The organism is Acinetobacter sp. YH12023 (assembly GCF_013420135.1).
In the GTDB taxonomy this organism is placed as follows: domain Bacteria; phylum Pseudomonadota; class Gammaproteobacteria; order Pseudomonadales; family Moraxellaceae; genus Acinetobacter; species Acinetobacter amyesii.
Genome location: NZ_VOYU01000007.1, coordinates 179,290 through 201,452, shown reverse-complemented (window position 1 = coordinate 201,452; position 22,163 = coordinate 179,290). Strand labels below are relative to the sequence as shown.

Annotated in this window: 20 protein-coding genes and 2 pseudogenes; 2 read left to right on the top strand and 20 right to left on the bottom strand. The window is 39.8% G+C overall.

What is annotated here, in order from left to right; genetic code table 11:
• Positions 1 to 77 precede the first annotated feature (77 nt).
• Positions 78 to 1,331: a hypothetical protein gene (locus FTT92_RS09815; protein ID WP_180172022.1), complete on the top strand. Its 1,254-nt coding sequence runs from the start codon at positions 78 to 80 to the stop codon at positions 1,329 to 1,331.
• A gap of 520 nt (positions 1,332 to 1,851) precedes the next feature.
• Here the strand turns inward: FTT92_RS09815 and FTT92_RS09810 are convergent.
• The 8 genes and pseudogenes from FTT92_RS09810 to FTT92_RS09775 all read right to left on the bottom strand — a co-directional run bounded on the left by FTT92_RS09810 (position 1,852) and on the right by FTT92_RS09775 (position 9,133).
• Positions 1,852 to 2,145, bottom strand: coding sequence for a DUF971 domain-containing protein (locus tag FTT92_RS09810; RefSeq protein WP_180172021.1), 294 nt, complete (start codon positions 2,143 to 2,145; stop codon positions 1,852 to 1,854).
• Positions 2,135 to 3,127: a HEAT repeat domain-containing protein gene (locus FTT92_RS09805; RefSeq protein ID WP_180172020.1), complete on the bottom strand. Its 993-nt coding sequence runs from the start codon at positions 3,125 to 3,127 to the stop codon at positions 2,135 to 2,137. Before FTT92_RS09805 ends, FTT92_RS09810 begins: the two co-directional genes overlap by 11 nt.
• Before the next feature lie 5 nt (positions 3,128 to 3,132).
• Complete coding sequence (locus FTT92_RS09800) at positions 3,133 to 3,984, bottom strand: ABC transporter ATP-binding protein (RefSeq protein WP_180172019.1); 852 nt, start codon at positions 3,982 to 3,984, stop codon at positions 3,133 to 3,135.
• Positions 3,984 to 4,832: pseudogene (locus FTT92_RS09795) on the bottom strand (ABC transporter permease). The gene FTT92_RS09800 and the pseudogene FTT92_RS09795 overlap by 1 nt, the downstream one beginning before the upstream one ends.
• Before the next feature lie 48 nt (positions 4,833 to 4,880).
• Positions 4,881 to 6,344 (bottom strand): ABC transporter substrate-binding protein, encoded by a 1,464-nt coding sequence (locus FTT92_RS09790; protein ID WP_180172018.1) that lies wholly within the window; start codon positions 6,342 to 6,344, stop codon positions 4,881 to 4,883.
• A 13-nt stretch (positions 6,345 to 6,357) separates the two neighbouring features.
• Positions 6,358 to 6,603 (bottom strand): ferredoxin family protein, encoded by a 246-nt coding sequence (locus FTT92_RS09785; RefSeq protein WP_180073818.1) that lies wholly within the window; start codon positions 6,601 to 6,603, stop codon positions 6,358 to 6,360.
• Positions 6,604 to 6,636: 33 nt separating this feature from the next.
• Complete coding sequence (locus FTT92_RS09780; RefSeq protein WP_180172017.1) at positions 6,637 to 8,373, bottom strand: fumarate reductase/succinate dehydrogenase flavoprotein subunit; 1,737 nt, start codon at positions 8,371 to 8,373, stop codon at positions 6,637 to 6,639.
• Positions 8,374 to 8,392: 19 nt separating this feature from the next.
• Entirely contained in the window at positions 8,393 to 9,133 is a 741-nt protein-coding gene (locus tag FTT92_RS09775; protein ID WP_180172016.1) for a GntR family transcriptional regulator, read from the bottom strand.
• Between the two features lie 1,094 nt (positions 9,134 to 10,227).
• Between FTT92_RS09775 and FTT92_RS16870 the strand changes: the two are divergent.
• Positions 10,228 to 10,905 (top strand): annotated as a pseudogene (locus FTT92_RS16870) (cupin domain-containing protein).
• A gap of 17 nt (positions 10,906 to 10,922) precedes the next feature.
• Here FTT92_RS16870 and FTT92_RS09765 read toward each other — a convergent pair.
• The 12 genes from FTT92_RS09765 to paaA all read right to left on the bottom strand — a co-directional run bounded on the left by FTT92_RS09765 (position 10,923) and on the right by paaA (position 21,959).
• Positions 10,923 to 11,522, bottom strand: a complete 600-nt coding sequence (locus tag FTT92_RS09765; RefSeq protein WP_180172015.1) for a gamma carbonic anhydrase family protein — start codon at positions 11,520 to 11,522, stop codon at positions 10,923 to 10,925.
• 39 nt (positions 11,523 to 11,561) lie between these two features.
• On the bottom strand, positions 11,562 to 12,503 hold the full coding sequence (locus tag FTT92_RS09760) for a PaaX family transcriptional regulator C-terminal domain-containing protein (RefSeq protein WP_180172014.1): 942 nt from the start codon (positions 12,501 to 12,503) through the stop codon (positions 11,562 to 11,564).
• Between the two features lie 56 nt (positions 12,504 to 12,559).
• On the bottom strand, positions 12,560 to 13,852 hold the full coding sequence (paaK, locus tag FTT92_RS09755) for a phenylacetate--CoA ligase PaaK (protein WP_180172013.1): 1,293 nt from the start codon (positions 13,850 to 13,852) through the stop codon (positions 12,560 to 12,562).
• Positions 13,853 to 13,898: 46 nt separating this feature from the next.
• Positions 13,899 to 15,119 carry a 3-oxoadipyl-CoA thiolase gene (gene pcaF / locus FTT92_RS09750; protein ID WP_180172012.1) on the bottom strand — a complete coding sequence of 407 codons (1,221 nt, stop codon included), beginning with the start codon at positions 15,117 to 15,119 and terminating at the stop codon, positions 13,899 to 13,901.
• A gap of 10 nt (positions 15,120 to 15,129) precedes the next feature.
• On the bottom strand, positions 15,130 to 16,677 hold the full coding sequence (locus tag FTT92_RS09745) for a 3-hydroxyacyl-CoA dehydrogenase (protein WP_180172011.1): 1,548 nt from the start codon (positions 16,675 to 16,677) through the stop codon (positions 15,130 to 15,132).
• Positions 16,678 to 16,680: 3 nt separating this feature from the next.
• A complete protein-coding gene (paaG, locus tag FTT92_RS09740) occupies positions 16,681 to 17,472 on the bottom strand; it encodes a 2-(1,2-epoxy-1,2-dihydrophenyl)acetyl-CoA isomerase PaaG (RefSeq protein WP_078193733.1) in 792 nt (263 codons plus the stop codon).
• Positions 17,472 to 18,242 carry an enoyl-CoA hydratase-related protein gene (locus FTT92_RS09735; protein WP_180172027.1) on the bottom strand — a complete coding sequence of 257 codons (771 nt, stop codon included), beginning with the start codon at positions 18,240 to 18,242 and terminating at the stop codon, positions 17,472 to 17,474. The genes paaG and FTT92_RS09735 overlap by 1 nt, the downstream gene beginning before the upstream one ends.
• Before the next feature lie 25 nt (positions 18,243 to 18,267).
• Positions 18,268 to 19,326, bottom strand: coding sequence for a 1,2-phenylacetyl-CoA epoxidase subunit PaaE (gene paaE, locus FTT92_RS09730; protein ID WP_180102102.1), 1,059 nt, complete (start codon positions 19,324 to 19,326; stop codon positions 18,268 to 18,270).
• A 61-nt stretch (positions 19,327 to 19,387) separates the two neighbouring features.
• Complete coding sequence (paaD, locus tag FTT92_RS09725; RefSeq protein WP_180172010.1) at positions 19,388 to 19,888, bottom strand: 1,2-phenylacetyl-CoA epoxidase subunit PaaD; 501 nt, start codon at positions 19,886 to 19,888, stop codon at positions 19,388 to 19,390.
• A gap of 27 nt (positions 19,889 to 19,915) precedes the next feature.
• On the bottom strand, positions 19,916 to 20,671 hold the full coding sequence (paaC, locus tag FTT92_RS09720) for a 1,2-phenylacetyl-CoA epoxidase subunit PaaC (protein WP_078193736.1): 756 nt from the start codon (positions 20,669 to 20,671) through the stop codon (positions 19,916 to 19,918).
• Positions 20,672 to 20,686: 15 nt separating this feature from the next.
• Positions 20,687 to 20,977: a 1,2-phenylacetyl-CoA epoxidase subunit PaaB gene (paaB, locus tag FTT92_RS09715; RefSeq protein WP_078193737.1), complete on the bottom strand. Its 291-nt coding sequence runs from the start codon at positions 20,975 to 20,977 to the stop codon at positions 20,687 to 20,689.
• A gap of 37 nt (positions 20,978 to 21,014) precedes the next feature.
• Positions 21,015 to 21,959, bottom strand: a complete 945-nt coding sequence (gene paaA / locus FTT92_RS09710; protein WP_111884663.1) for a 1,2-phenylacetyl-CoA epoxidase subunit PaaA — start codon at positions 21,957 to 21,959, stop codon at positions 21,015 to 21,017.
• Positions 21,960 to 22,163: the final 204 nt, after the last annotated feature.

The window sequence follows — 22,163 nt, the reverse complement described above, 5'->3', positions numbered from 1 at the left end:
GAGATCCATGCACGTGTAGCAGTCCTTAACAGATTTACGGAATTAGGTCGCCCACTTACCCAAGTTACGCCTTAAATTTGGATCAATTAGGGGCGCTTTGCATTTCAAATCTTTGTGCAACAAAGCCCTTGTATACTGATAAAATTAAATTTGATAATTTTTTTAGACATATATCAAAAAATGATAAGGATATTTTAGAATCCTACTCTCAATTCAAGTACGCCAAACTAGATTGCATTGAGAGTGGAATACAAGTAGAAAAAGGAAACAATACTCGTAAGCAAATATTTTTATACTGCGAATTATGTATGAAAACTGGATTTCATAGTGAAATTTTTAACAAAAATTGGATTAGTATATGTCCAGTACACAAGACTAAATTGCAAAAAATAAATTTATTGACAGAATCATCATCTAATAAAAATGACTATTTTTATTCAAGAGTTGAAAAAATAAAAGAATTAGCAATTAGTTTAAATTTAGATTGGCCAAGAAATAAAGAAAGAGTTTCAACATTGAGATTTTGTAAAATAAAAAATTGGGTGGTCGGATTGGAAAAAGAAATTCAAAAATATTTCCCAATTACAGGAAATATTATATGTGCTACGAATGAGAGCGATATTAATAGATTATTAGGATTTTTTAACTACATTTTCCCAATTAATGACACTGATCTTAATTTTATATTCAGGAATATAAAACAAAGACCACCCAAAGTAAAATTATATTATGACAAGGAAGTCTTAATTTTTATAAGAGATTACAAGTATGAAATAAATAATATTTTAGAACACTATAAAAATAAATTGCAAGCTGATAAATTTAATAATTTTAAATTTTTTGAATTTATTAATAATTACCTAAATTATATTAATAAAATTCATTGCAAAAAAAAATGTAAATGGGCTGATAGAAAGAGAGAGTATTACTGGAAAATAAGTGAAAATCAATTTCACAACAATTTATGGACGACTTGTCAATACGAGCAAGTAGGATATTTAATCAGTGCTAATTGGTTAGATTACTCGTTATTAGGACATACTGAGGTCAAGAGAATCTTAAGTCAGGAGTTTCATTATCGAAAAATAAAAATCAGCAAAAAAGTTGAGAAATTCCTTGAGGAAATCCTGTTCGAATTACTTATAAATATTATTTTTGAATTAAGCAATAAAATTAAAGAGGTACAGAAGTTCCAAGGAAGAAAGATAGATCTCCATGAAATATTTGCATCTAACATCTATCTAAAATTAGAAGATGATAAATGCATACTCGTAAATACTGTAGGATTGTCTACATCTGATAGAGTTACAAAATTAGTTAATTTTCAGTAACAAGTTTAATTAAATGAACGGCTGTGAATCATCATCTTAGTAAATAAAGTTGAAGCATTTCGTATAATGTATATTATGTTAAATAAGGTAATATGCAAACCTAAATATGATACTGACCTATTGTCTATAAAAATTCATTTTGACATTTTCAGCAGAAATTAAAGCTAAAAACGAAATCGAAAAAAATAAAGCTAATTTTAAAATAAAACCCATTTGGGCAAAGTTTCATAATTAACTTTATTTTCTTTCAATGTCAAAAGATCATTTTTTATAGAGGTATAACTCAACACCTCTATAAAGTTAATCACGTTTTTTCTTCTGATTAAATTTCTCATGCACTATTACGTCAACTATTACATTGGTTTGACCATGTAATTTTGCTGCATCAACACTTTCATGTAATTTTATTGTTGTTTTCCTTACATCAATGCATTTATTAAATATTTTTTAATTATTGTTTTTTAATATTTTTTACGAATAAAAAGATGAATATTTAATAAAATATCCATCTTAAATTGTTTTATAAAATATTTTTTAAATATTCCCAAGGAAAAATCCCTTGATTATGACCATCACTAAAGCAAATCTGTACACCATAACCTTGGCTATTCAACTCGGTAACCTGTACATGATCGACCGATGAAATCGGTAACTTCTTAATCTTGTTATAACGACAAAATGCACAAGGACATGCATTTCGCAGTTGATCATGACTTAAAGTGACAATCTTTTCTTCCGACCAAATAAAATGGATGAGATCTCGCTCAACATCAAACTGAATATCTGTAGGTTTTGTTTGCGAATTATTCTGCATGGGCTTGCTCCAAAATTAACCCTAAACCAATACGAATCGCTTTACGCACTTCAGGGTCTGGGTCATCTGCATGCTCTTGTAATAATTGTTCGGCACGACTACCCCCAATTTCGCCCAATGCCAAAGCGACTTCTTTACGGAGGTTACTAATTTTAAAGTCAAAATTATGTGCCAGACCATCCAAAGCCTGTTTGGATTTAATGAGTCCTAAACTACGCACCACTGCAATACGCACTTGCCAATAGGTGTCATACAACAATTCAACCAAATTTTCTTCAAGTGAGGCTAATTTTAATTTTCCAATAGTTAATGCAGATTCAACGCGCAATTGCCAATCTTGTGAGGCTAAACCATAGGCTAAAGCATCTATAACTTCAGGATGTGACTGTTTTACATAACCTAACCCACCTGTTGCAATACGACGAGTCTCTAAATCTGGGTCGTTGCGTGCAATTTGACTTAAACTGCTAACGGCTTGTTCTTGCTGTAACCAACTCAATGTACTCACCGCTTCACGGCGTACTAATACATCTGTGTGATGAATATGTTTTTCAATTTCTTGATAAGAACTTAGATCACGTAAAGGTTTTAAGGCTCTTAAAATCGCAACTTTGACCGCAGATTCCTCTCTTACTAAATAGCCTGTTAAAACTTCAGCAGATTCAGCCTGTTTAACTTCACTTAAACTTTGTGTCGCAGCTGCAACTACTTCTATATCTGAGTCTAATAGTGCACTTGCCAAAGCATTTAAACTGTCTGCATCTTCCCATCCTTCAAGTCGTTTTGCTGCTTCTAAACGAACTAGCACCGCTGGGTCATGTGCCAAAGCATAATGCAGCCATGGTAATAAATCTTCACGTTCTTCATCTGCAATATTCATAAGTGCAATAAAGCGTCTTTTTTCATCTTCTTGATTGATTTGTTCAAGAAAATCTAAATCATCTTCAGCTAAATTTTTTAATTCTGGGTATTGAAACGGCATGGGGTTTATCCTTCTACTACTGCTTTTTTGGGAATCCCCAAAGGATTTAATCGATTCATATCTTCTAAAATTTCACGCTTTAAAGCATGCATACAATGTTTCTTTAATTCGGTAAATTCTGGTGAAGTAACAATGTCAATGTCTCGAGGACGGGAAAAATTCAGTGGAATTTCCTCAATAATTCGTCCAGGACGATGGCTCATAATCAGCACCCGATCCGCCAAAAACAGTGCTTCATCTATGTCATGAGTAATAAATAGCACTGTGGTTTGAATATCCTGCCAAATATTGAGCAAGAGTTGCTGCATACGAATACGTGTTTGCGCATCCAAGGCACCAAAGGGTTCATCCATCAATAACACTTTGGGCTGATTAATCAATACACGAGCAATTTCAACCCGTTGCTGCATCCCCCCTGAGAGTTCCGCAGGAAATTTCTGTTCAAAACCTGTTAGTCCAACTAAGTCGATCATATGCTGTGCTTGTTTTTGGCGTTCCGTTGTTGAAATACCTTTCATTTTTAAGCCAAAAGCCACATTTTCAATGATGCTTTTCCAAGGAAATAAAGTGTGATGCTGGAATACCAAACCACGATCAGGATGTGGTTTAGACACTGTTTCAGCATCGACCAATAATTCGCCAGAACTATATAGCAAGTGCCCTGCCAATGCGCCAAGCAATGTAGATTTTCCACAACCCGAAGGTCCAAGTAAGCACACAAATTCGCCTGCTCGAATATGTATATCGACCTGATTTAAAGCTTGAAAGCGCTGCTGACCTTGTCCTAAGTGTAAAGACAATTTACGGATGTCAATTTCACCGAGTTTTTTTACAGTTTGATTCACATGCTCAGTCATTAGGCTTTCCTCAATTGATACCACGGGGTAAATTTCTTCCCAATCCAACGTACTAGAGCACTACTCAACATGCCTAAGGCACCAATGAGTAACATGCCAACCACGATGCTGCTGTAATTCTGTAGCGTGAAAGATTCCCAAGTGAAATAACCAATCCCTAACTGACCTGAAATCATTTCAGCCGTAACTAAACAAAACCAACATGTCCCCATACCAATAGATAGCCCTGTAGTGATATTGGGTAAAGCCCCTGGTATAACTACTTCACGTATAATGGAAAATTCAGATGCACCGAGACTTTTTGCAGAAGCAATCAATCGAGGATCTACCGCTTCCACACCATGAATGGTATTTAATAAAATTGGAAACAGCGCCCCAATAAAAGTGATGTAAATCATGGAAGCTTCAGACGATGGAAAAATTAAAATTGCCAATGGAATCCAAGCCACCGCAGGAATTGGACGCAAGACCTCAAGTGGGGTCATAAAAAATGCTGACATTTTTTTGTATTGACCAATCAGCAAGCCGAATGTCACGCCAACCACACCCGCTAAAGCAAAACCAATCAGTACTCGTAACATACTGGCTTTTAAATGCGCCAAAGCTGTTGGTAGTTGGAAAAATTAAATAACAGCTTGAACAACTTCAATAGGTGTCGGTACGTTGCTAAAATTCACAATAACCAGATTAATCTTAAATTGAGCCAACGCTTGCCACAGTAATAAGCACAGTACCAGCGAAACTGTACCCAAGATAAATTGACTCAATTTTGGATTTTTAAGTGCATCCCATTTTACAGAAATGGCTGGATGCAGCGCCTTTTCCTGATTTTCAACTAAACTTCCCATAATGCCTTTCCTCATTGTTGGCGATTAGGCTAGACAATGTGATTGCCTTTATTTCACGAGTTGTTGAACGGCTTTAAAGTCATAAACTTTACCGCTGTGGGTTTGCGCAAACTTCGTGGCATCATCTTTGAGTAAAAAGGCTTGAATTTGTCCCGTTTGATTGGTTGCGAACCATGCTAAATTTGACAGTAACTTGATGTCACTTTGGAAATCTTGGCTATACACCACACGGGTTTGTTGACCCGCTTGTTGAATTTTCTTTAAATCTTGGAATGCATGTTCAGCCGTTTCATAACTACGCACGTGGTTTTCACCTTTGACCCAAATTTGTGTCACATGCTTAAAAGTCTGAATTGGTTCACCTGTTAAGGCATCCTTTGCAACTAGAGGCGATTTGCCATAATTGGCTAAAGACTTAGAATAATCGAGCTTGGATGCTGAAAATGCGTCTTTAATGTATTGTTCTGAAATAAATTGATTTACATCAATTTTCCCGTCATTTTTACCTAATATTTTTAAGGTATCGACGGCTGTTTGTGTCGCTTGGCGATATTCAGGTTTCCATGTTAAATCTCGAGTTTGTAAACCTAGTGGTCCATGAAATAAATACACCACTTCCGCAGGAATACCTGTTTTATCGGCAATGATCTGACTATATTTTTCAGGTTCTTTTTGTAGCAGTTGATCTGCCTCAATCGTAGCTTGCAAATAAGCTTTTATAACTTCAGGGTGTTTTTCTGCATAGTTTTTAGCAACAATCGAACCATGAAAAGTCGGTGCATTGGCCTGTGAACCGTCATAAATTTTTCGAGCAATGCCTTGATATGCAAACAATTCACCAAAAGGCACAAAATCTGCATGCGCTGCAATCTTATTGCTCTTTAATGCAGGACCTGCAACTTCAGGTGCTTGTGCAATAATTTTAATGTCTTTATCTAACTCCCAGCCTTGTTCTTTGGCGACTCGTAGCAATAAGCCGTGTGCAGTCGAAGCAAAAGGAACAGAAATCGTTTGTCCTTTAAGTTCTGCAATCGAGTTCACCTTGGAATCAGTCGGTACAACGATTGCGTTTCCACTGCCCGTAGTACTTCCTGAGAGCGGATTTAAGAATAAACTTTGTTTACCTGCTTTTTGAAAAGCCGCTAAATTGTTGACTGCAGGAAAATCAGCCATCGCACCAATATCTAAGCGATCTGCCACCATTTCACTGGTTAAAGGTGCACCTGAAGTAAAGTTTTTCCATTGAATGTCATATTTCACATTCTTATATTCACCATCTTTGGGCAAATATTTATCGAGTAAATTCAGTTCACGGATCAGTAAACCACCCGTTGCACAGTTAATGGTTGTATCTTGTGTACCAATGGCGATGCGAACTGTTTCAGCTTTTGCTGATGTGCTATTTGTATTGGTTTTATCAGTATTTTTACTGTCACAAGCGCTTAGCCCCCCTACAACGGCTAGACCGACGATGGTACTGATTAGCGCTTTTTGTGTTGTTAATTTACGCATGGATGAGTCTCTTTTATTTTAATAAATACGGGATATTGACGTGTATTGCATCGGTTGGGCAGTCCTTTTCACAAGGCATGCAGTACCAGCATTCATCAAATTGCATAAAGGCTTTATTGGTTTCAGGATCAATCGCCAACAAATCCATCGGACAAACATCTACACAGACCGTACAGCCTTTATCCGCAATACATTTATCTTCATCGACCAAGACTGGAGCTACAGTTCGATGTGAAACTTCTTTAAATATCAGTGCCATTTTTATATTTCCGTATCTTGAATATTTTAAAATTTATTCTGCAAGCGCCAATTGCTGTTTTTGAATACGCAGTTGGTCATATGTGTTTTGTTCTGCTTTTTCAATCGCGACCACATAGGGTTCAATCGGCTTTTTAAAGCTTGTCATATTGCCCTGTGCATCTTTTTTCAAATGTGCATGACAGAACCAATCATCATTATTTTTTTCTGGGAAATCGGCACGGTAGTGATACAGTCCCCAACGGCTTTCCGTCCGATATAAAGATGCCCGAGCCGCCATTTCTGCGCAGTCCCGAATCACAGACACTTCGGCAGCACGCATGAGTTCATGTGGGTTTGAAGCAGAAATTTGAGCAATATCCTGCTTAATTTCTTCAAAACGACGTAAACCAATTTCCATTTTTTGACGTGTTTTTGGCGGTTGCAAATAGTCATTTACAAAGCGGCGTAACTTGTATTCCACTTGGTCTGAGGGTAAGCCCTGTTTACGGGTTAATGGTGCAAAAATCCGTTCACGTTCTGCATCAATTTCTGCTTGATTGAGCTCTGAATCTGCAACATCTACGACATATTCCGCAGAATTTTCACCTGCAAACCAGCCATAAGTAAATGCACCCAACATATAGTTGTGTGGTACAGCCGCCATATCGCCTGCGCTATATAGACCTTTCACAGAAGTTTCAGCTTTTTCATTGACCCACACACCTGACGCACTATGACCACTACAGAAACCAATTTCTGAAATATGCATTTCCACCATGTCAGAACGATAGTTGGTGCCACGCCCTTCATGAAAACGGCCACGGCTTGGTCGCTCATTGGTATGTAAAATTTCTTCAATGGTTTGAATGGTTTCTTCTGCTAAATGATCAACTTTTAAGAATACGGGGCCATTACCGCTTTCAAGTTCTTGGTAAAACTCCCACATCATCTGACCACTCCAGTAATCACATTCAATGAAACGTTCACCTTTACTATTTGCGGTATAACCACCCAGTGGTCCTGTCACATAAGCACAAGCAGGCCCGTTATAATCTTTAATCAAAGGATTAATTTGAAAACATTCCAAATTGGCAAGTTCAGCACCTGCATGGTAAGCCATGGCATAGCCATCGCCAGCATTGGTTGGATTTTCATAGGTTCCCATCAAATAACCTGAAGATGGCAAACCTAAACGTCCAGCAGCACCACAACATAAAATGGCAGCTTTGGTTTTAATGACATAAAAATCACCGCTACGACAGTCAAAACCCAGTACACCATTGATTGCACCCTGTTCATCTTTAAGCAGTTTGGTAGTCACAATACGGTTATTAATTTTGACCTGCGCACGCTTCATTTGACGGTACAGGACTTTTTTAACATCATGTCCTTCAGGCATCGGCAACACATAAGCCCCCATGTGATGAACTTTTTTTACAGCAAATTCACCTGTTTCATCTTTTTCAAATTTGATGCCCCATTGATCCAACTGTTGAATGGTTTTAAAACTATTTTGCGCATAGGCATAAATGGCCGTTTGATTGACCACACCATCATTGGCGATGGTAATTTCCTTGGTATATTGCTCAGGCGTGGCATAACCCGGTATCACCGCATTATTTAAACCGTCCATCCCCATTGAAATTGCACCACTGCGCTTTACATTGGCTTTTTCAATCAGTAATACCTTTAAATCAGGATTGGCTTGTTTGGCTTTAATCGCAGCCATTGGCCCTGCGGTTCCACCGCCGATGACTACAATGTCATATTCTAAATATTTGGTTTCCATAATATTTCCTTGATCCTGATTAACGAAAAATGCGTAATTGGTACTGGAAGCTTTCGCCTGAGAAGTACAAATATTCGTAGTCAATCGGATGTTCGTTAGCATCGTGTGTGAGTCGTTCCACACGTAAAATAGGTGTATGAATATCCACTGAAAGTAGCTGTGCTAATTCGTCATCTGCCTGTATGGCATCAATGTTTAAGTCGGCATAACCCAGTGGTATAGATAAGTCTTGTTCAATGGCGGTGAAAATATCGCTAACACGTAAATCCACCTGTTTGTTTTGAAGTTGTAAGCCAATTTCTGCAGGTAAATAAGTCAACTCATAAGACACAGGTTCGTTATTCAGCAAACGTACCCGTTTAATTTCAGCCACTTGACTACGTACAGCCAATTTCAATTTGGAGGTGACTTTGAGCGGTGCTTCAATGAATTCAATCGACAACACTTCATTTAAAATGTGATGCCCACTCGATGACATGGCTTCTGCAAAGCCTTGAAGCTGTGTGATGTTTTGATAGGCTTTCGGCTTACTGACAAAAGTACCTTTGCCATGCACTTTAAAAATCAAACCATCCTGTGAAAGCTTATGCAGCGCCTGACGAATGGTAATGCGGCTCACAGAAAACAACTCTGAAAGCTCATTTTCTGATGGCAATTGACTCAATGCTGGGTATTCACCTGATTGAATTTTTTGTTGTAACTGCCCTTTGACTTGTTCATACAAAGGCAACAGGCTCGTTTTGCTGGTTGGTTCCGACATCGCATTCAACTTGTTATAACAACTTGAGCAAACAATAATTAATTAGACCCAGAAATTGAAATATTAAGATTTGATTTATTTATGAAAAATAAAGCTGAATAAACTCAGTAAGTTATTATTATTAAAAAGAATTTGTTTTTATTAAAAAAATATAAGATAGAGAATCTAAATAATGGTTCATGAACCAGTGATATTAAAACCCGTGAGTAAAAATATATAATTTACTGATATATAAATAAAAATATTGAAAATTATCTTATGAATCTGACTTTATGTGAACATAAGTTAAATAAAGTATTATGCAAACCTAAACATGATACTGACCTATTGTCTGGCTTACGTAATTCTCTGATTCTTTAATTGGCACAAAAACTATTCTTATTTTCTCACATTGATCACTTGTTTAATGCTTTGATTCCAAAAAATTGTCACATGACGTTTTTCTTAGGATTTAAAACAGAACATCGAAAAATGACCCTATTTTCCTAGAGTCATCTTGTTATGCGTCATATTAACGCCAAGCAATCCTCCCAGCATATTTGAAAAATTTGATAACATTTTAAAATATGCTTTGACACATATTTGGCATCTTGATCAATTCCTAAGAAACAAGCAGAACCCCATGTATATAACCATAATCATCTTTAAAATCACCAAAAAGTCCAAGCAACTATATGCTTTTTAAAGCAAATTAACGTAAGTCCATATCACATCATGACTATATAAAGTCGCAATCTGCTCGTACGAAATTCAGTCTTGGGCTTGAAATTATAAAATTTTGGGCGCTGTGGAGCAGTTAAAGTCGCTACAGGTATTTTGTTTATAGATAATTACAATGCTGATCTTGCTACGCGGTGTAAGGATACTTTTGAACCGTTAAATTAAACCATGAATTATCATAGTATCTCCTTGTACTGAGCCCCTAGTGATTACTCGGACCTGCCCTGACCTTTACATACAACCGACGTCCCTCCTTCCCATTGCACTGCAATTCACTTAATAATTCAACTGCTGAGATGTTGTTTAAACTCGTATAGTGTTGTTGAAAAAGTTACATTTATTTTCTCTTTAAATTTACAAACGTGTATTGTGTTATGCATCTTCATGCTGATTTTTCAAAACCAATTATCATCACTCCGCAAGATTACCATTGGGTCAAATCTCCAGGCGGTGAAGTCAATGGTATGATGCTTGACCAAATTGGTGCAGATAAGGCATGTACCACGAGTATTGTAGAGTTTGCTGCAAAATCTCAATTTCCTGAACATTCGCATCCACTTGGTGAAGAAGTTTTGGTTTTAACTGGAACGTTTACTGAAAATGAGGATCAAGACTCTCCTGCAGGATGGTATATACGTAATCCACATCAATCTGTCCATCGTGTATCAAGCGAAATGGGCTGCCATATATTTGTAAAACTCATGCAAATGACAGAGGATGAAGTTATGCCGACACGCATAAATACACATGACGCTACACATTGGTACATTAAGCAAGATCGAAAAAATCTGTCCGTTATTTAAATCAAATAGTGAACATACTTTTTAGAAAAATTAAAACCCAATCAATGCATGGCTGAAAGTGCTGAACATGGCATTGAAATTTTTATTCTTGCCGGTGAGCTCATCTCAGGACACTATGTATATCCTACGTGAACATGGATGCGTTTGCCTTCAAATCATGACCTTGCTCTACATGCCACTGAATTAGGTGCAACGCTGTATATCAAGAGCGGACATTTACACGATACCATAGCGTTTTGGACACATTAATTTAATATGTAAATAGCTTACATATCTTGCTTTAAGACATGATCTGCCTGAAAATTTTTATATGTTAAGCGTTCTGCTGTGTCATGGGGTAAAGGCTTCACTTCTTGCAGACTGTTGAGACAACGTTCGGTCAAATCAATATATTGCGCTGTACCATGACTTTTCCAAGCAATTTCTTGATCACTTAAGGCTCTTACCACCCGTGCAGGACTGCCCAACACCAGCATATTGTTAGGAATCTCTGCTTTTGCTTTAACTGTACTGTTGGCACCTACAATCACATTTTCCCCAATCACAGCTTCATCGAGAATTACGCTATTCATGCCAATGAGGGCATTCTTGCGTACCACACAGCCATGCAAAATAGCACCATGACCAACATGACCATACTCTTCCACCAAGGTCACACTGTTTGGAAAGCCATGAATGGTACAAGAATCTTGTACATTGGCATTTTTTTGAATATGAATACGGCCAAAATCGGCACGTAAGGCAGCAAAAGGTCCAATATAAACCCCTGCCTCAATAATCACATCGCCAATCAACACGGCGTTTGGGTGTACAAAAGCCTGAGGATCGACGACTGGAATCACGCCATCAATGGCATAGCACGGCATTGTTATATCCTTATTGTTAATTTTAAATTAGACGCTAATTTAATAGCTCAAATCTGGCTGTTTTAAACCACCAAAACGTTTATAAAACTGTGGGTGTGCAGGCGGCATACTGCCTTCAGCCGTACGTGCAATATTTAAGAAAAACTCATCGCCTGCCATAAATACCGCCTGATACAAATTGGTACTTAAATTACGTGCAATTAACGACAGCCAGTCCGTCGGTAACAACTCAAATGGTAAATTTGGATCTTTAAGTAAAATACGACGGAACTGATGAATCAATAAGATACGAATTTGAAAGGCTTGGACGGCATCTATTTCTTCATCTTGCTCGACAAAATAGAAAAACTCACGAAAATCACTAATGAATTTTTCATAGCGTTGATGTAATTCTTGAATGGGCCAATTCACAACCACCATACGTTTAATGGTGGGATAAGATTCTTGCCAAAGTTCTAGGGTTTCGGCACGAAATACCACCACTTGATCGGTCATTTGATGACTAAGTAATAAATTTTGCAGCTTTTGTTGATCACAGCCTGGATAAGCCATGACATTAGTTGCAATATTGGCAAACCCTAACCACTCAAGCTCTTTCTTTAACACCAATTTGTTTTCAAGTTCAACTGAGCTCAGTAGCACCAAGTCCCACTTTTTATCCCAATCTTTATGACTAAAGCCATAGATTTTTTGATCGGCCATGATAAAACGCTGACGACTACTTTCCGTAATACGGTAATAACTGGTGCGCCCAATTTTCTCTGAACTCAGCCAGCCATTTTGTACCAAACGAAAGACCGCAGTACGCACTGAACGTTCATTCAAGCCAAATACGTCCATTAGCTGAATTAAGCTCGCAAGACTGATGACACCTCCACGGTGATAAATGCTATCACCAAAAATGGTCATGACCAATGAAGTCCCACTGAGCGCTTCACGTTGAATAAACTCATCAATAATTTGTTTTAATTTAGGATTCATTGCGTTTTCATTTACCTGTGAATTGCCTGATGAACCTAGTCATCAGGCATGTTCATTTAAGCGGATTGTCGAATATCAAACACGCGCTGCGCTTTGCCTTCAGAGCGAGGTAAACTCCCTTCATTCAGCACTTCAACACTCACACTAATCCCCACCATGGTTTTAATTTGTGATTTTAATTGGTTTGCAAGCTGCGTCGCCAATTGAGGACTGCTATCTTGACGCATTTCAGTGCGAATATGCAATGTATCCAAGTGACCTTGCTTACAAATATGAATCTGATAATTGGCAATTAATTGTGGAATTTGCAAAATTTGCTCTTCAATTTGCGATGGGAACACATTCACACCACGAATAATCATCATGTCATCACTGCGACCGACAATTTTATCCATACGACGCATGGTACGTGATGTGCCTGGCAGTAAACGTGTCAGATCACGGGTACGATAACGAATAACCGGCATGCCTTCTTTGGTAATTGTCGTGAATACCAATTCACCCAGCTCACCATCTTGCACCACTTCGCCTGTTTCAGGATTGATAATTTCTGGATAGAAATGATCTTCCCAAATGGTTGGGCCATCTTTGGACTCTAAACATTCCATTGCCACCCCAGGACCCATGACCTCAGATAAGCCATAAATATCTAATGCATCGATTCCTAAACGCGTTTCAATTTCTTTACGCATTTCATTGGTCCAAGGTTCAGCACCAAATACACCAGTTTTAATAGAACAGTCTTTGGCTGAACCAAACTTTTTCTCCAGGGCTTCAATGATATTCAAGCAATACGATGGTGTCACCATGAGTGCTGTTGGTTTAAAATCGTGAATTAACTGCGCTTGTTTGTCTGTTTGCCCGCCTGACATTGGAATGACAGTAGCACCCAAACGCTCTACGCCATAATGTGCACCTAAGCCACCGGTAAATAAACCATAACCATACGACACTTGAATGGTGTCTTTACTGCTTAGCCCTGCAGCACGCAGCGATCGTGCGACTACGTCCGACCAGATATTGATGTCATGTTGGGTATAGCCAACCACCGTCGGTTGACCTGTAGTGCCCGATGAAGCATGTACGCGCACAATTTGCTCTTGAGGCACCGCAAACATGCCAAATGGATAATTGTCACGTAAATCTTTTTTGGTGGTAAAAGGAAATTTTGCTAAGTCCTCAAGATGTTTAAAATCATCCGGATGTACACCTGCTTCATCAAACTTTCGCTTATACACCGTGCTGTTATGATAAGCATGATTGAGCGTCTTTTTTAAACGCTCAACTTGCAGTTGACGTAATTCATCTACAGATGCGGTTTCGATGTGTTCCATTGCATTTTTATTCATTGTCTTACTCCTTACGCAGTCATCGCGACAGCTTGTTTTATGTCAATCAATTACGTCCTGAATTGATATTTTCGAGTATTAAGGCAACACCTTGCCCAACGCCCACACACATGGTGCACAGCGCATATTTTCCTTGTTGAATTTTCAGTTGATGCATTGCGGTAAGGACTAAACGTGTACCACTCATGCCAAGTGGATGGCCCAAAGCAATGGCACCACCATTTGGATTGATACGTGCATCATCATCCGTTAAACCCAGTTCACGAATCACAGCTAAAGCTTGTGCTGCAAAGGCTTCATTGAGTTCAATCACATCCATTTGCTCTAAAGTTAAGCCCGTTTGTGCTAAAACTTTACGCACTGCAGGTACAGGCCCAATACCCATATAACGTGCTTCTACACCAGCACTTGCGATCCCTAAAACTTTCACTTGGGGAGTTAAACCATGCTGCTCAGCAAAGGCGTTATTACCTAAGAGTAAACATGCAGCACCATCATTGACACCTGATGCATTGCCTGCTGTGACTGAACCTCCTTCTTTACGAAATGGTGCTTTAAGTGCATTTAAAGCTTCTAGTGTGGTTTCTGCACGTGGATGTTCATCTAGAGCAACACGCACTACACCTTTTTTGCTTTTAATCTCGACTGGTAAAATCTCACGCTCAAAGCGACCTTCAGCCTGTGCTTTTGCGACTTTTTGCTGACTGTTGTAGGCAAATTGGTCTTGATCGGCACGGCTGATATTGTATTTTTCTGCCACGTTTTCAGCAGTTTCAGGCATGCTGTCGACGCCAAAATTGGCTTTAAATGCAGGATTGATAAAACGCCAACCAATCGTGGTATCAAAAATTTCAGGTGTACGGCTAAATGCACTCGTCGGTTTAGACTGAACAAATGGCGCACGAGACATGCTTTCAATTCCACCTGCCAATACAAATTGCGCTTCACCCGCTTTAATCGCACGCGAAGCAAGACCAACTGCATCAAGACCTGAAGCACATAAACGATTGACTGTAATGGCAGGTACACTGTCAGGTAAACCGGCAAGCAAGCTTGCCATCCGTGCCACGTTACGATTGTCTTCACCCGCTTGGTTGGCACAGCCGAGAATCACTTCATCGACCTCCGTCCAAGGCAAATTTGGATGTTGTTGCTTCAAATACTGAATCGGCAATGCAGCCAAATCATCTGTACGAATACTACTTAAACCACCGGCATAGCGCCCAATTGGGGTACGAATCCCATCAAAAATAAATACATCTTGCATCATTTTATCCTTAACTGGCAGCGCGTAATGGCTGCTGAGTTGACACATGTCCTTGTGCCGCTTTTTTTAATAAATATAGATTAGGACGATAACGCTCTTCACCATAAATACGATACAGATTTTGCAAAGTCTGTAAAATAATGTTGTATCCTAATTCTTGTGCCCATTGGAATGGTCCTTTAGGATAATTCACAGCAAATTTCATGGCTGAATCAATGTCTTGTTCAGATGCAATTTGATGTAAAACAGCCTCGCACCCCTCATTGACCAACATTGCAATGCTACGCAGCACATATAAGCCTGGATGATCCTGTGACCAAATCGGGATAATATTAAGACCGATAAACAACTGTTCAATCGTTTTTTGATCTATCTCTGTACACGCTGGTGAAGCTGTAACTGCAATGGCTTTGGCTTGTGACCAATCGCCATGCCAATCCATCAACACCACTTTTTGTGTTGCATAATCAATCTCGGCAGATTGCCCCATTGATAAACGTAAAGACACATCACCAATGAGAATTTCAACCGTTGGCGCCGCTTCAATACGCAGATGAATATGTGCAGATTGTTGCAATAGTGCGATTAAACCATGTGAATGTGACCAATCACCTTTGACCACCACCTCAATTTTTTCAGGTGATTTACTGTAAATCACAGGGAGTTGATACACTTTTTTAGAATGTTCTGTTCGATAGTCATAAAAACCCTGTTGAGTTTTGCGACCGAAACAGCCTGCATCGACTAATTCTTTTTGAATTAAGGATGGACGATAACGCGGTTCATCAAAAAAGGCATCATAGACACTCTGTGTGACAGAAAAATTAATATCTTGGCCAATTAAATCGGTCAGCTCACACGGCCCCATCGAAAAGCGTCCACATTCACGCATGATAAAATCAAGTTGCTCAGGCGTGGTCGCATTTTCCTGCAGGGCACGAAATCCTTCCGCATAATAAGGACGTGCAATACGATTGACGATAAACCCTGGAGTGGATTTGGCACGTACTGGCACTTTTTTCCATGCTGTCATCAAGCTGACTAAAGCATCAGAAATTGCTGGGTCTGTTTTTAAGCCTGCAATCACTTCCACTAACTTCATCACTGGTGCGGGGTTAAAGAAATGCAAACCGACCACGCGTTCTGGATGTGGAATATTGGCAGCAATCGCAGTAATCGAGATTGAAGATGTATTGGATGCAAAGATCGTCTCAGGCGAGCAGATATCAGCAAGCTGTTGAAATAGCTTTTGTTTAACGTCTTTGTTTTCTACAATCGCTTCTATAATCAGTTGGCTGTCTGCTAATGCGTGTAAATCCGCTGCCACGTTTAAATTGGACAAGGTCAGTTGCAAGAGATCAGCCGCCATTTTTCCGGCATCTACACGTTTTTGTAATTGCTGTTTTAGTGCAGCAAAAGCACTTTCTACACGTTGTGGATCGACATCATACACATGGGTCGGATGGCCATGCATGGCCGCCAATTGTGCAATGCCGATGCCCATGGTACCGGCACCAATCACTGCCACAGGGGCATGCTGTAAATGAAGTTCTGCCATGATTTAGCATCCTGTATATTGTGGTGTACGTTTTTGCATAAAGGCTTGTACGCCTTCACGATAGTCACTGCTACGCCCTGCTAAACGCTGTAAATCACGTTCTAAAATCAATTGCTCATCGAGGCTATTAGCTGCTGCAGCATGAATGGCTTTTTTAATCAATGACAAACCATAAGTGGGTTGTGTCGCTAAATGTTCTGCCAATTTGCTGGCTTCGGCTTTCAGTTTTTCGTCTTCAACCACTTGCCAAATCATGCCCAATTGTTGTGCTTGCTCAGCAGGAATCTTATCGCCAAGCATAGCCAAAGCCATTGCTTGTGCACGACCAACCAAACGTGGCAAAAACCATGTTCCACCCGAATCTGGAACTAAACCTAAACGACAAAAGGCTTGAATAAAGGATGCTGATTTTGCAGCCAGTACAATGTCACAAGCCAAAGCAATGTTGGCACCTGCACCCGCTGCTACACCATTTACTGCACACAGCACTGGTTTCGGCATTTCAGTAATCAGTTTGATCAGTGGGTTATAATACATTTCAATCGAGCGGCCTAAATCAGGTGCATCGGCATTTGGATCAACCACGCGGTCACTTAAATCTTGTCCTGCACAAAAACCTCGACCTTCCGCAGAAATCACCACTGCACGAATCTCAGCATTTTTTGCCCATGCTTTGAGAACTCCTGAGACTTCTTTGTGCATAGTTTCATTAAAGCTATTGAGTTGCTTTGGACGATTAAACGTTAAATAACCGACTGCATTTTTTTCTTCGACAATAATTGTTTGGTAATCCATTACACACCTCTAAATGCGGGTTGTCTTTTTTCTAAGAAAGCTTGAATGCCTTCCTGACGATCTTGGGTTGCTGCCAACCACACAAAATGTTGACGCTCGAGTTTTAAACCCTGGCTTAGGGTCACTTCATGAATACTTTTTAGCGACTGTTTAATCACACGAATCGCTAGGGGTGCTTGCTTGGCAATTTTTTCTGCCAATTCAACGGCATATTGCACCGTTAAAGCTGTTGGGCAAATTTGACTGCTGATCCCGTGTTGCAATGCGGTCTGGGCGCTGATCATTTCACCTGTCATCGCCCAGCGCATACACAATTGTTGACCGACCAATCGTGCCAAACGCTGTGTTCCACCTGCCCCGGGCAACATGCCTAAACCAATTTCTGGTAAAGCAAATTGTGCATTTTCACCACTCAACACAATGTCACCATGCAATGCCAATTCAAAACCTGCACCTAAGGCATAACCGTTGACAGCCATAATTAAAGGCTTGGAAAATTCATCAATGCGCTTCCACAACTGTGGTCGTTGATCTTGCTGAATATTCACTACATCAAGCTGTGCCAATTCATTTAAGTCTGCGCCTGCAGCAAAGCATTGTGAATGACCTGTAATCACGACTGCACGCACTTCACGGTCTTTATCTAAGGTTGTTAAATAATCCGCGAGCTCTTGCAATGTAGCATTGTTTAAGGCATTGCGTTTTTCAGGGCGATTCAGTTCAATGAGCACCACACCGGTTTTGGGAGAACTACTTTTTAGATATTGCATGTCCATACTTTCATTCCACACGGCGTTATTCATCAAAACTTAAACGTACATTAGCTGTGGTTGGACGGGCTTGGCAGCTCAAGACATAACCTCTTGCAACTTCATCCTCTTCAAGGCTGTAGTTGATGGCCATTTCGACTTCACCTTCAAGCACCTTACACTTACAGGTGGCACACACCCCACCTTTACAGGCATAAGGTAAATCTGCACCTGCACGTAATGCGGCATCGAGGATACTGTCATCTTGTTTTGATACCTCAATGATCAACTCACGACCATCTAAAATAATGTTGACCTTTTCTTCACTACGTTGCGCAACTTGTTGTGCTGATGCTTTTGTAGTCGTACCTGTATTAAAACGTTCTGTATGAATCTTGCTGCGCTCAATCCCTAGCGTCGGCAAAATTTCCTCAACGGCCGTCATCATCTCTTCTGGACCACAGGCAAAACAGTGATCGGTATCTGTACGAATCAAACCGGCTTTGGCTAACTGCTGGAGCTTTTCAGCATCAATACGACCGTTAAAGATCTCGCTGTCATTCAATTCACGTGAAAAAATATTCACCAGTTGCAAACGCTGATGAAAGCGATCTTTAAGATCCATGATTTGTTCAGCAAACATGGTTTGTTTCCATGAACGATTGCCATAAACCAGTGTAAATGTGGCATCTTGCTGACGATTCAGCACTGATTTCACGATGGATAAAATTGGCGTAATTCCACTGCCTGCAGCAAAGCCTAAATAATGTTGTCCACCGACTTTTGCTGCTTTTTGGAAAAACACCCCTTGAGGTGGCATTACCTCTAACACATCCCCTACTTTGAGGTGTTCATTTGCCCATGTTGAAAATTGACCTTGATCAATTTTTTTAATGGCAATACTCATATCTTCTTGCACATCGCTACAAATCGAATAGCAACGACGAATTTCACCTTGCTCGGTGAGATGACGAATGGTCAGGTGTTGACCTGGTTGATATTGAAACGCTGAGGTTTGTTCATCTTGCACAGCAAAAGAAATACAAATGGCATTTTCCGTTTGCGGCTGGATTGATTTAATGGTTAAGGGAATAAATTGACTCATTGTTAAAATCCTTCTTTTATTTTATTGCTGTGCTGTTCAGCGCACATCGATGTCCATTAGATTAAATACATTTAAAGTAATCAAAGGGTTCTAAGCAGTCTTGGCAGCGGTATAAGGCTTTACATGCAGTAGAACTAAACTCGCTTAACAGCTGTGTATTTACACTGCCACAATGTGGGCAAGCCACGCCATCCGTCAGCGCCACATGCGTACCACACAGATGAGATGAACCTTGTGGTGGTGCAATACCGTATTCACGTAGCTTTTCTTTACCTGATTCACTCATCCAATCCGTGGTCCATGCCTCAGATAAATCCACCACCACTTTGACAGGGTGAATGTCATGCGCCAACAACGCTGTTTTGATTTCGTCTTTGAGTAAATCAGTGGCAGGACAACCGCTATAAGTTGGGGTCAAACGCACCACAATCTCTTGGCTTGCATTGAGTTCTACACCACGAATCATGCCCAAATCCAAGACCGATAACACCGGAATTTCTGGGTCAGACACCTGTTGTAAAATCTCCCAACATTGCTGCTCAACGTGTTGAATTCGGTTCATGTCACTCACTCCCTGTGAACGCTGTGATTACCACACCATCTCTGGATAGCTGCGTTGTAAATATTGCAACTCGGCAAGGACATAACCTAAATGTTCAGTATGCAAACCTTGCTTGGCTCCGCTACGGTAGGCTCCCTCTTGTGGTAGTTGTAGCTCGAAACGCGTTAATTCCGATTGAATCAGTTCTAACCATTTCGCAGGTAATATTGTTAAGTCAGGAACAATGCCGGCTTCTACCAATTGTTTTTCATCGTTAGTCAGTGCAAATAGCTCTTCGGTGAAACGCCACAATTGATTTAAACCATGTTGCACCTTGTCATGCGCTTCTTGCGTACCCAGGCTTAAACGCTCCATCCAAGCTGTAGAAAAACGTTGGTGATATTTCACTTCTTTGAGAGACTTAATCGCAAAGGCAGACAGTTCGGCATTGTTGCTATTGCTTAACGCGGCAAATAACAAGGCATGATAATGATCCATTAACCATTGACGTACGATGGTCTGTGCAAAGTCGCCATTGGGTTGTTCACAGAGCAGTAAATTGCGATATTCACGCTCAGTTCGGAAGTACGCTAAACGATCTTCATCACGTCCTAAACCTTCAATACTCCCTGCCAGTGAAAGCGCAGTACGTGCCTGACCTAATAAGTCCAAGCCAATATTCGCAAGTGCGATATCAAGCTCAAGTTCAGGTGCATGCCCACACCACTCTGCTAAACGATGTGACAAAATCAGTTGGCTGTCACCAATGTGTAACAGAAATTCGGATAAAACTTTATTGGTCATGCTGTGATCCTCCAATTACATATGCTCAATGCCGTGTGGAATGTTGTAAAAGGTTGGATGACGGTAAACCTTATCCAAATGTGGTTCAAAAAACTCCGCTTTTTCATCTGGTTGTGAACAAGTAATTAACTCAGATTTGACCACCCAAATACTGATACCTTCGTTGCGACGGGTATACACGTCACGCGCATTTTGTAAGGCTATTTCATCATCCGGTGCGCGTAAGCTACCCACATGTCGATGGCTTAAACCTTGTTTGCTACGTACGAAGACTTCGTATAAAGACCAATTGTTTTTGTTATCCATGATTAAACTTCCTGTATGTCATTGATGACTTAAATGCTTATGCAATTTTGCGCGTATCATTGAATTGCTGTTGTTTTTTGGCATAGCTTGCTGCTGCATCACGAACCCATTTGCCGCCTTCCCATGCTTTACGACGTGCTTCAATACGTTCATGGTTGCATGGACCTTTACCTGCGATCACATTAAAGAATTCAGTCCAATTCACTTCACCAAACTCATAATGACCGGTCTCTTCATTCCACTTCAGGTCTGGATCTGGCACAGTTAAACCAAGCTGTAAAACTTGTGGCACGGTGTTATCCACGAATTTTTGACGTAAGGCATCATTACTAAACAGCTTAATTTTCCAATTCATGCTTTGTTCACTGTTCGGTGAATTGTCATCACTTGGACCAAACATCATGAGTGCAGGCCACCAAAAACGATTGACTGCATCTTGCGCCATTTGTTTTTGTTCAGGTGTGCCTTCTGCTAAACGCATCATGGCTTCAAAGCCTTGACGTTGATGGAAACTTTCTTCTTTACAAATACGCACCATGGCACGTGCATAAGGACCATACGAGGTACGGCATAAAGCAACCTGATTGACAATCGCCGCGCCATCGACCAACCAACCAATGGCTGCAACATCTGCCCAACTTAAGGTTGGATAATTAAAGATTGATGAATACTTCATGCGACCTGCAATCAGTTTATCCATCATATCGTCACGATCTGCGCCTAAGGTCTCAGCTGCGCTATAGAGATATAACGCGTGACCTGCTTCGTCTTGTACTTTGGCAAGTAATACCGCTTTACGTTTTAAGGTGGGCGCACGGGTAATCCAATTGCCTTCTGGCAACATACCAATCACTTCAGAATGTGCATGTTGTCCAATTTGGCGAATTAAAGTTTTACGATAAGCGTCTGGCATCCAATCCTTTGGCTCAATCGATACATTATTGACAATGTTGTCATCAAATCTTTGTTGTTGCGTGTTCATGTTGTCTCACTTATCCCAAGTGTTGTTAGATTTAAATTAATACGATACAAAAAATAATTCAAATGATTTTTATTGGTATCATATAAATATTTTTAACACCTATTAATAAGATATTGTTTTTATTTAATTAATATTTTTTTCATACTAAAAAATAATTTTTTTAACAGGGAATTTGATTGACAATCTGTTTTTTTGAATGCAATT

Bases quoted from the DNA above. Each gene is read 5' to 3' on its own strand.
- FTT92_RS09810 (WP_180172021.1), bottom strand. From the start codon at position 2,145: ATGCAGAATAATTCGCAAACAAAACCTACAGATATTCAGTTTGATGTT.
- FTT92_RS09805 (WP_180172020.1), bottom strand. From the start codon at position 3,127: ATGCCGTTTCAATACCCAGAATTAAAAAATTTAGCTGAAGATGATTTA.
- FTT92_RS09800 (WP_180172019.1), bottom strand. From the start codon at position 3,984: ATGACTGAGCATGTGAATCAAACTGTAAAAAAACTCGGTGAAATTGAC.
- FTT92_RS09790 (WP_180172018.1), bottom strand. From the start codon at position 6,344: ATGCGTAAATTAACAACACAAAAAGCGCTAATCAGTACCATCGTCGGT.
- FTT92_RS09785 (WP_180073818.1), bottom strand. From the start codon at position 6,603: ATGGCACTGATATTTAAAGAAGTTTCACATCGAACTGTAGCTCCAGTC.
- FTT92_RS09780 (WP_180172017.1), bottom strand. From the start codon at position 8,373: ATGGAAACCAAATATTTAGAATATGACATTGTAGTCATCGGCGGTGGA.
- FTT92_RS09775 (WP_180172016.1), bottom strand. From the start codon at position 9,133: ATGTCGGAACCAACCAGCAAAACGAGCCTGTTGCCTTTGTATGAACAA.
- FTT92_RS09765 (WP_180172015.1), bottom strand. From the start codon at position 11,522: ATGCCGTGCTATGCCATTGATGGCGTGATTCCAGTCGTCGATCCTCAG.
- FTT92_RS09760 (WP_180172014.1), bottom strand. From the start codon at position 12,503: ATGAATCCTAAATTAAAACAAATTATTGATGAGTTTATTCAACGTGAA.
- paaK (WP_180172013.1), bottom strand. From the start codon at position 13,852: ATGAATAAAAATGCAATGGAACACATCGAAACCGCATCTGTAGATGAA.
- pcaF (WP_180172012.1), bottom strand. From the start codon at position 15,119: ATGCAAGATGTATTTATTTTTGATGGGATTCGTACCCCAATTGGGCGC.
- FTT92_RS09745 (WP_180172011.1), bottom strand. From the start codon at position 16,677: ATGGCAGAACTTCATTTACAGCATGCCCCTGTGGCAGTGATTGGTGCC.
- paaG (WP_078193733.1), bottom strand. From the start codon at position 17,472: ATGGATTACCAAACAATTATTGTCGAAGAAAAAAATGCAGTCGGTTAT.
- FTT92_RS09735 (WP_180172027.1), bottom strand. From the start codon at position 18,242: ATGCAATATCTAAAAAGTAGTTCTCCCAAAACCGGTGTGGTGCTCATT.
- paaE (WP_180102102.1), bottom strand. From the start codon at position 19,326: ATGAGTCAATTTATTCCCTTAACCATTAAATCAATCCAGCCGCAAACG.
- paaD (WP_180172010.1), bottom strand. From the start codon at position 19,888: ATGAACCGAATTCAACACGTTGAGCAGCAATGTTGGGAGATTTTACAA.
- paaC (WP_078193736.1), bottom strand. From the start codon at position 20,671: ATGACCAATAAAGTTTTATCCGAATTTCTGTTACACATTGGTGACAGC.
- paaB (WP_078193737.1), bottom strand. From the start codon at position 20,977: ATGGATAACAAAAACAATTGGTCTTTATACGAAGTCTTCGTACGTAGC.
- paaA (WP_111884663.1), bottom strand. From the start codon at position 21,959: ATGAACACGCAACAACAAAGATTTGATGACAACATTGTCAATAATGTA.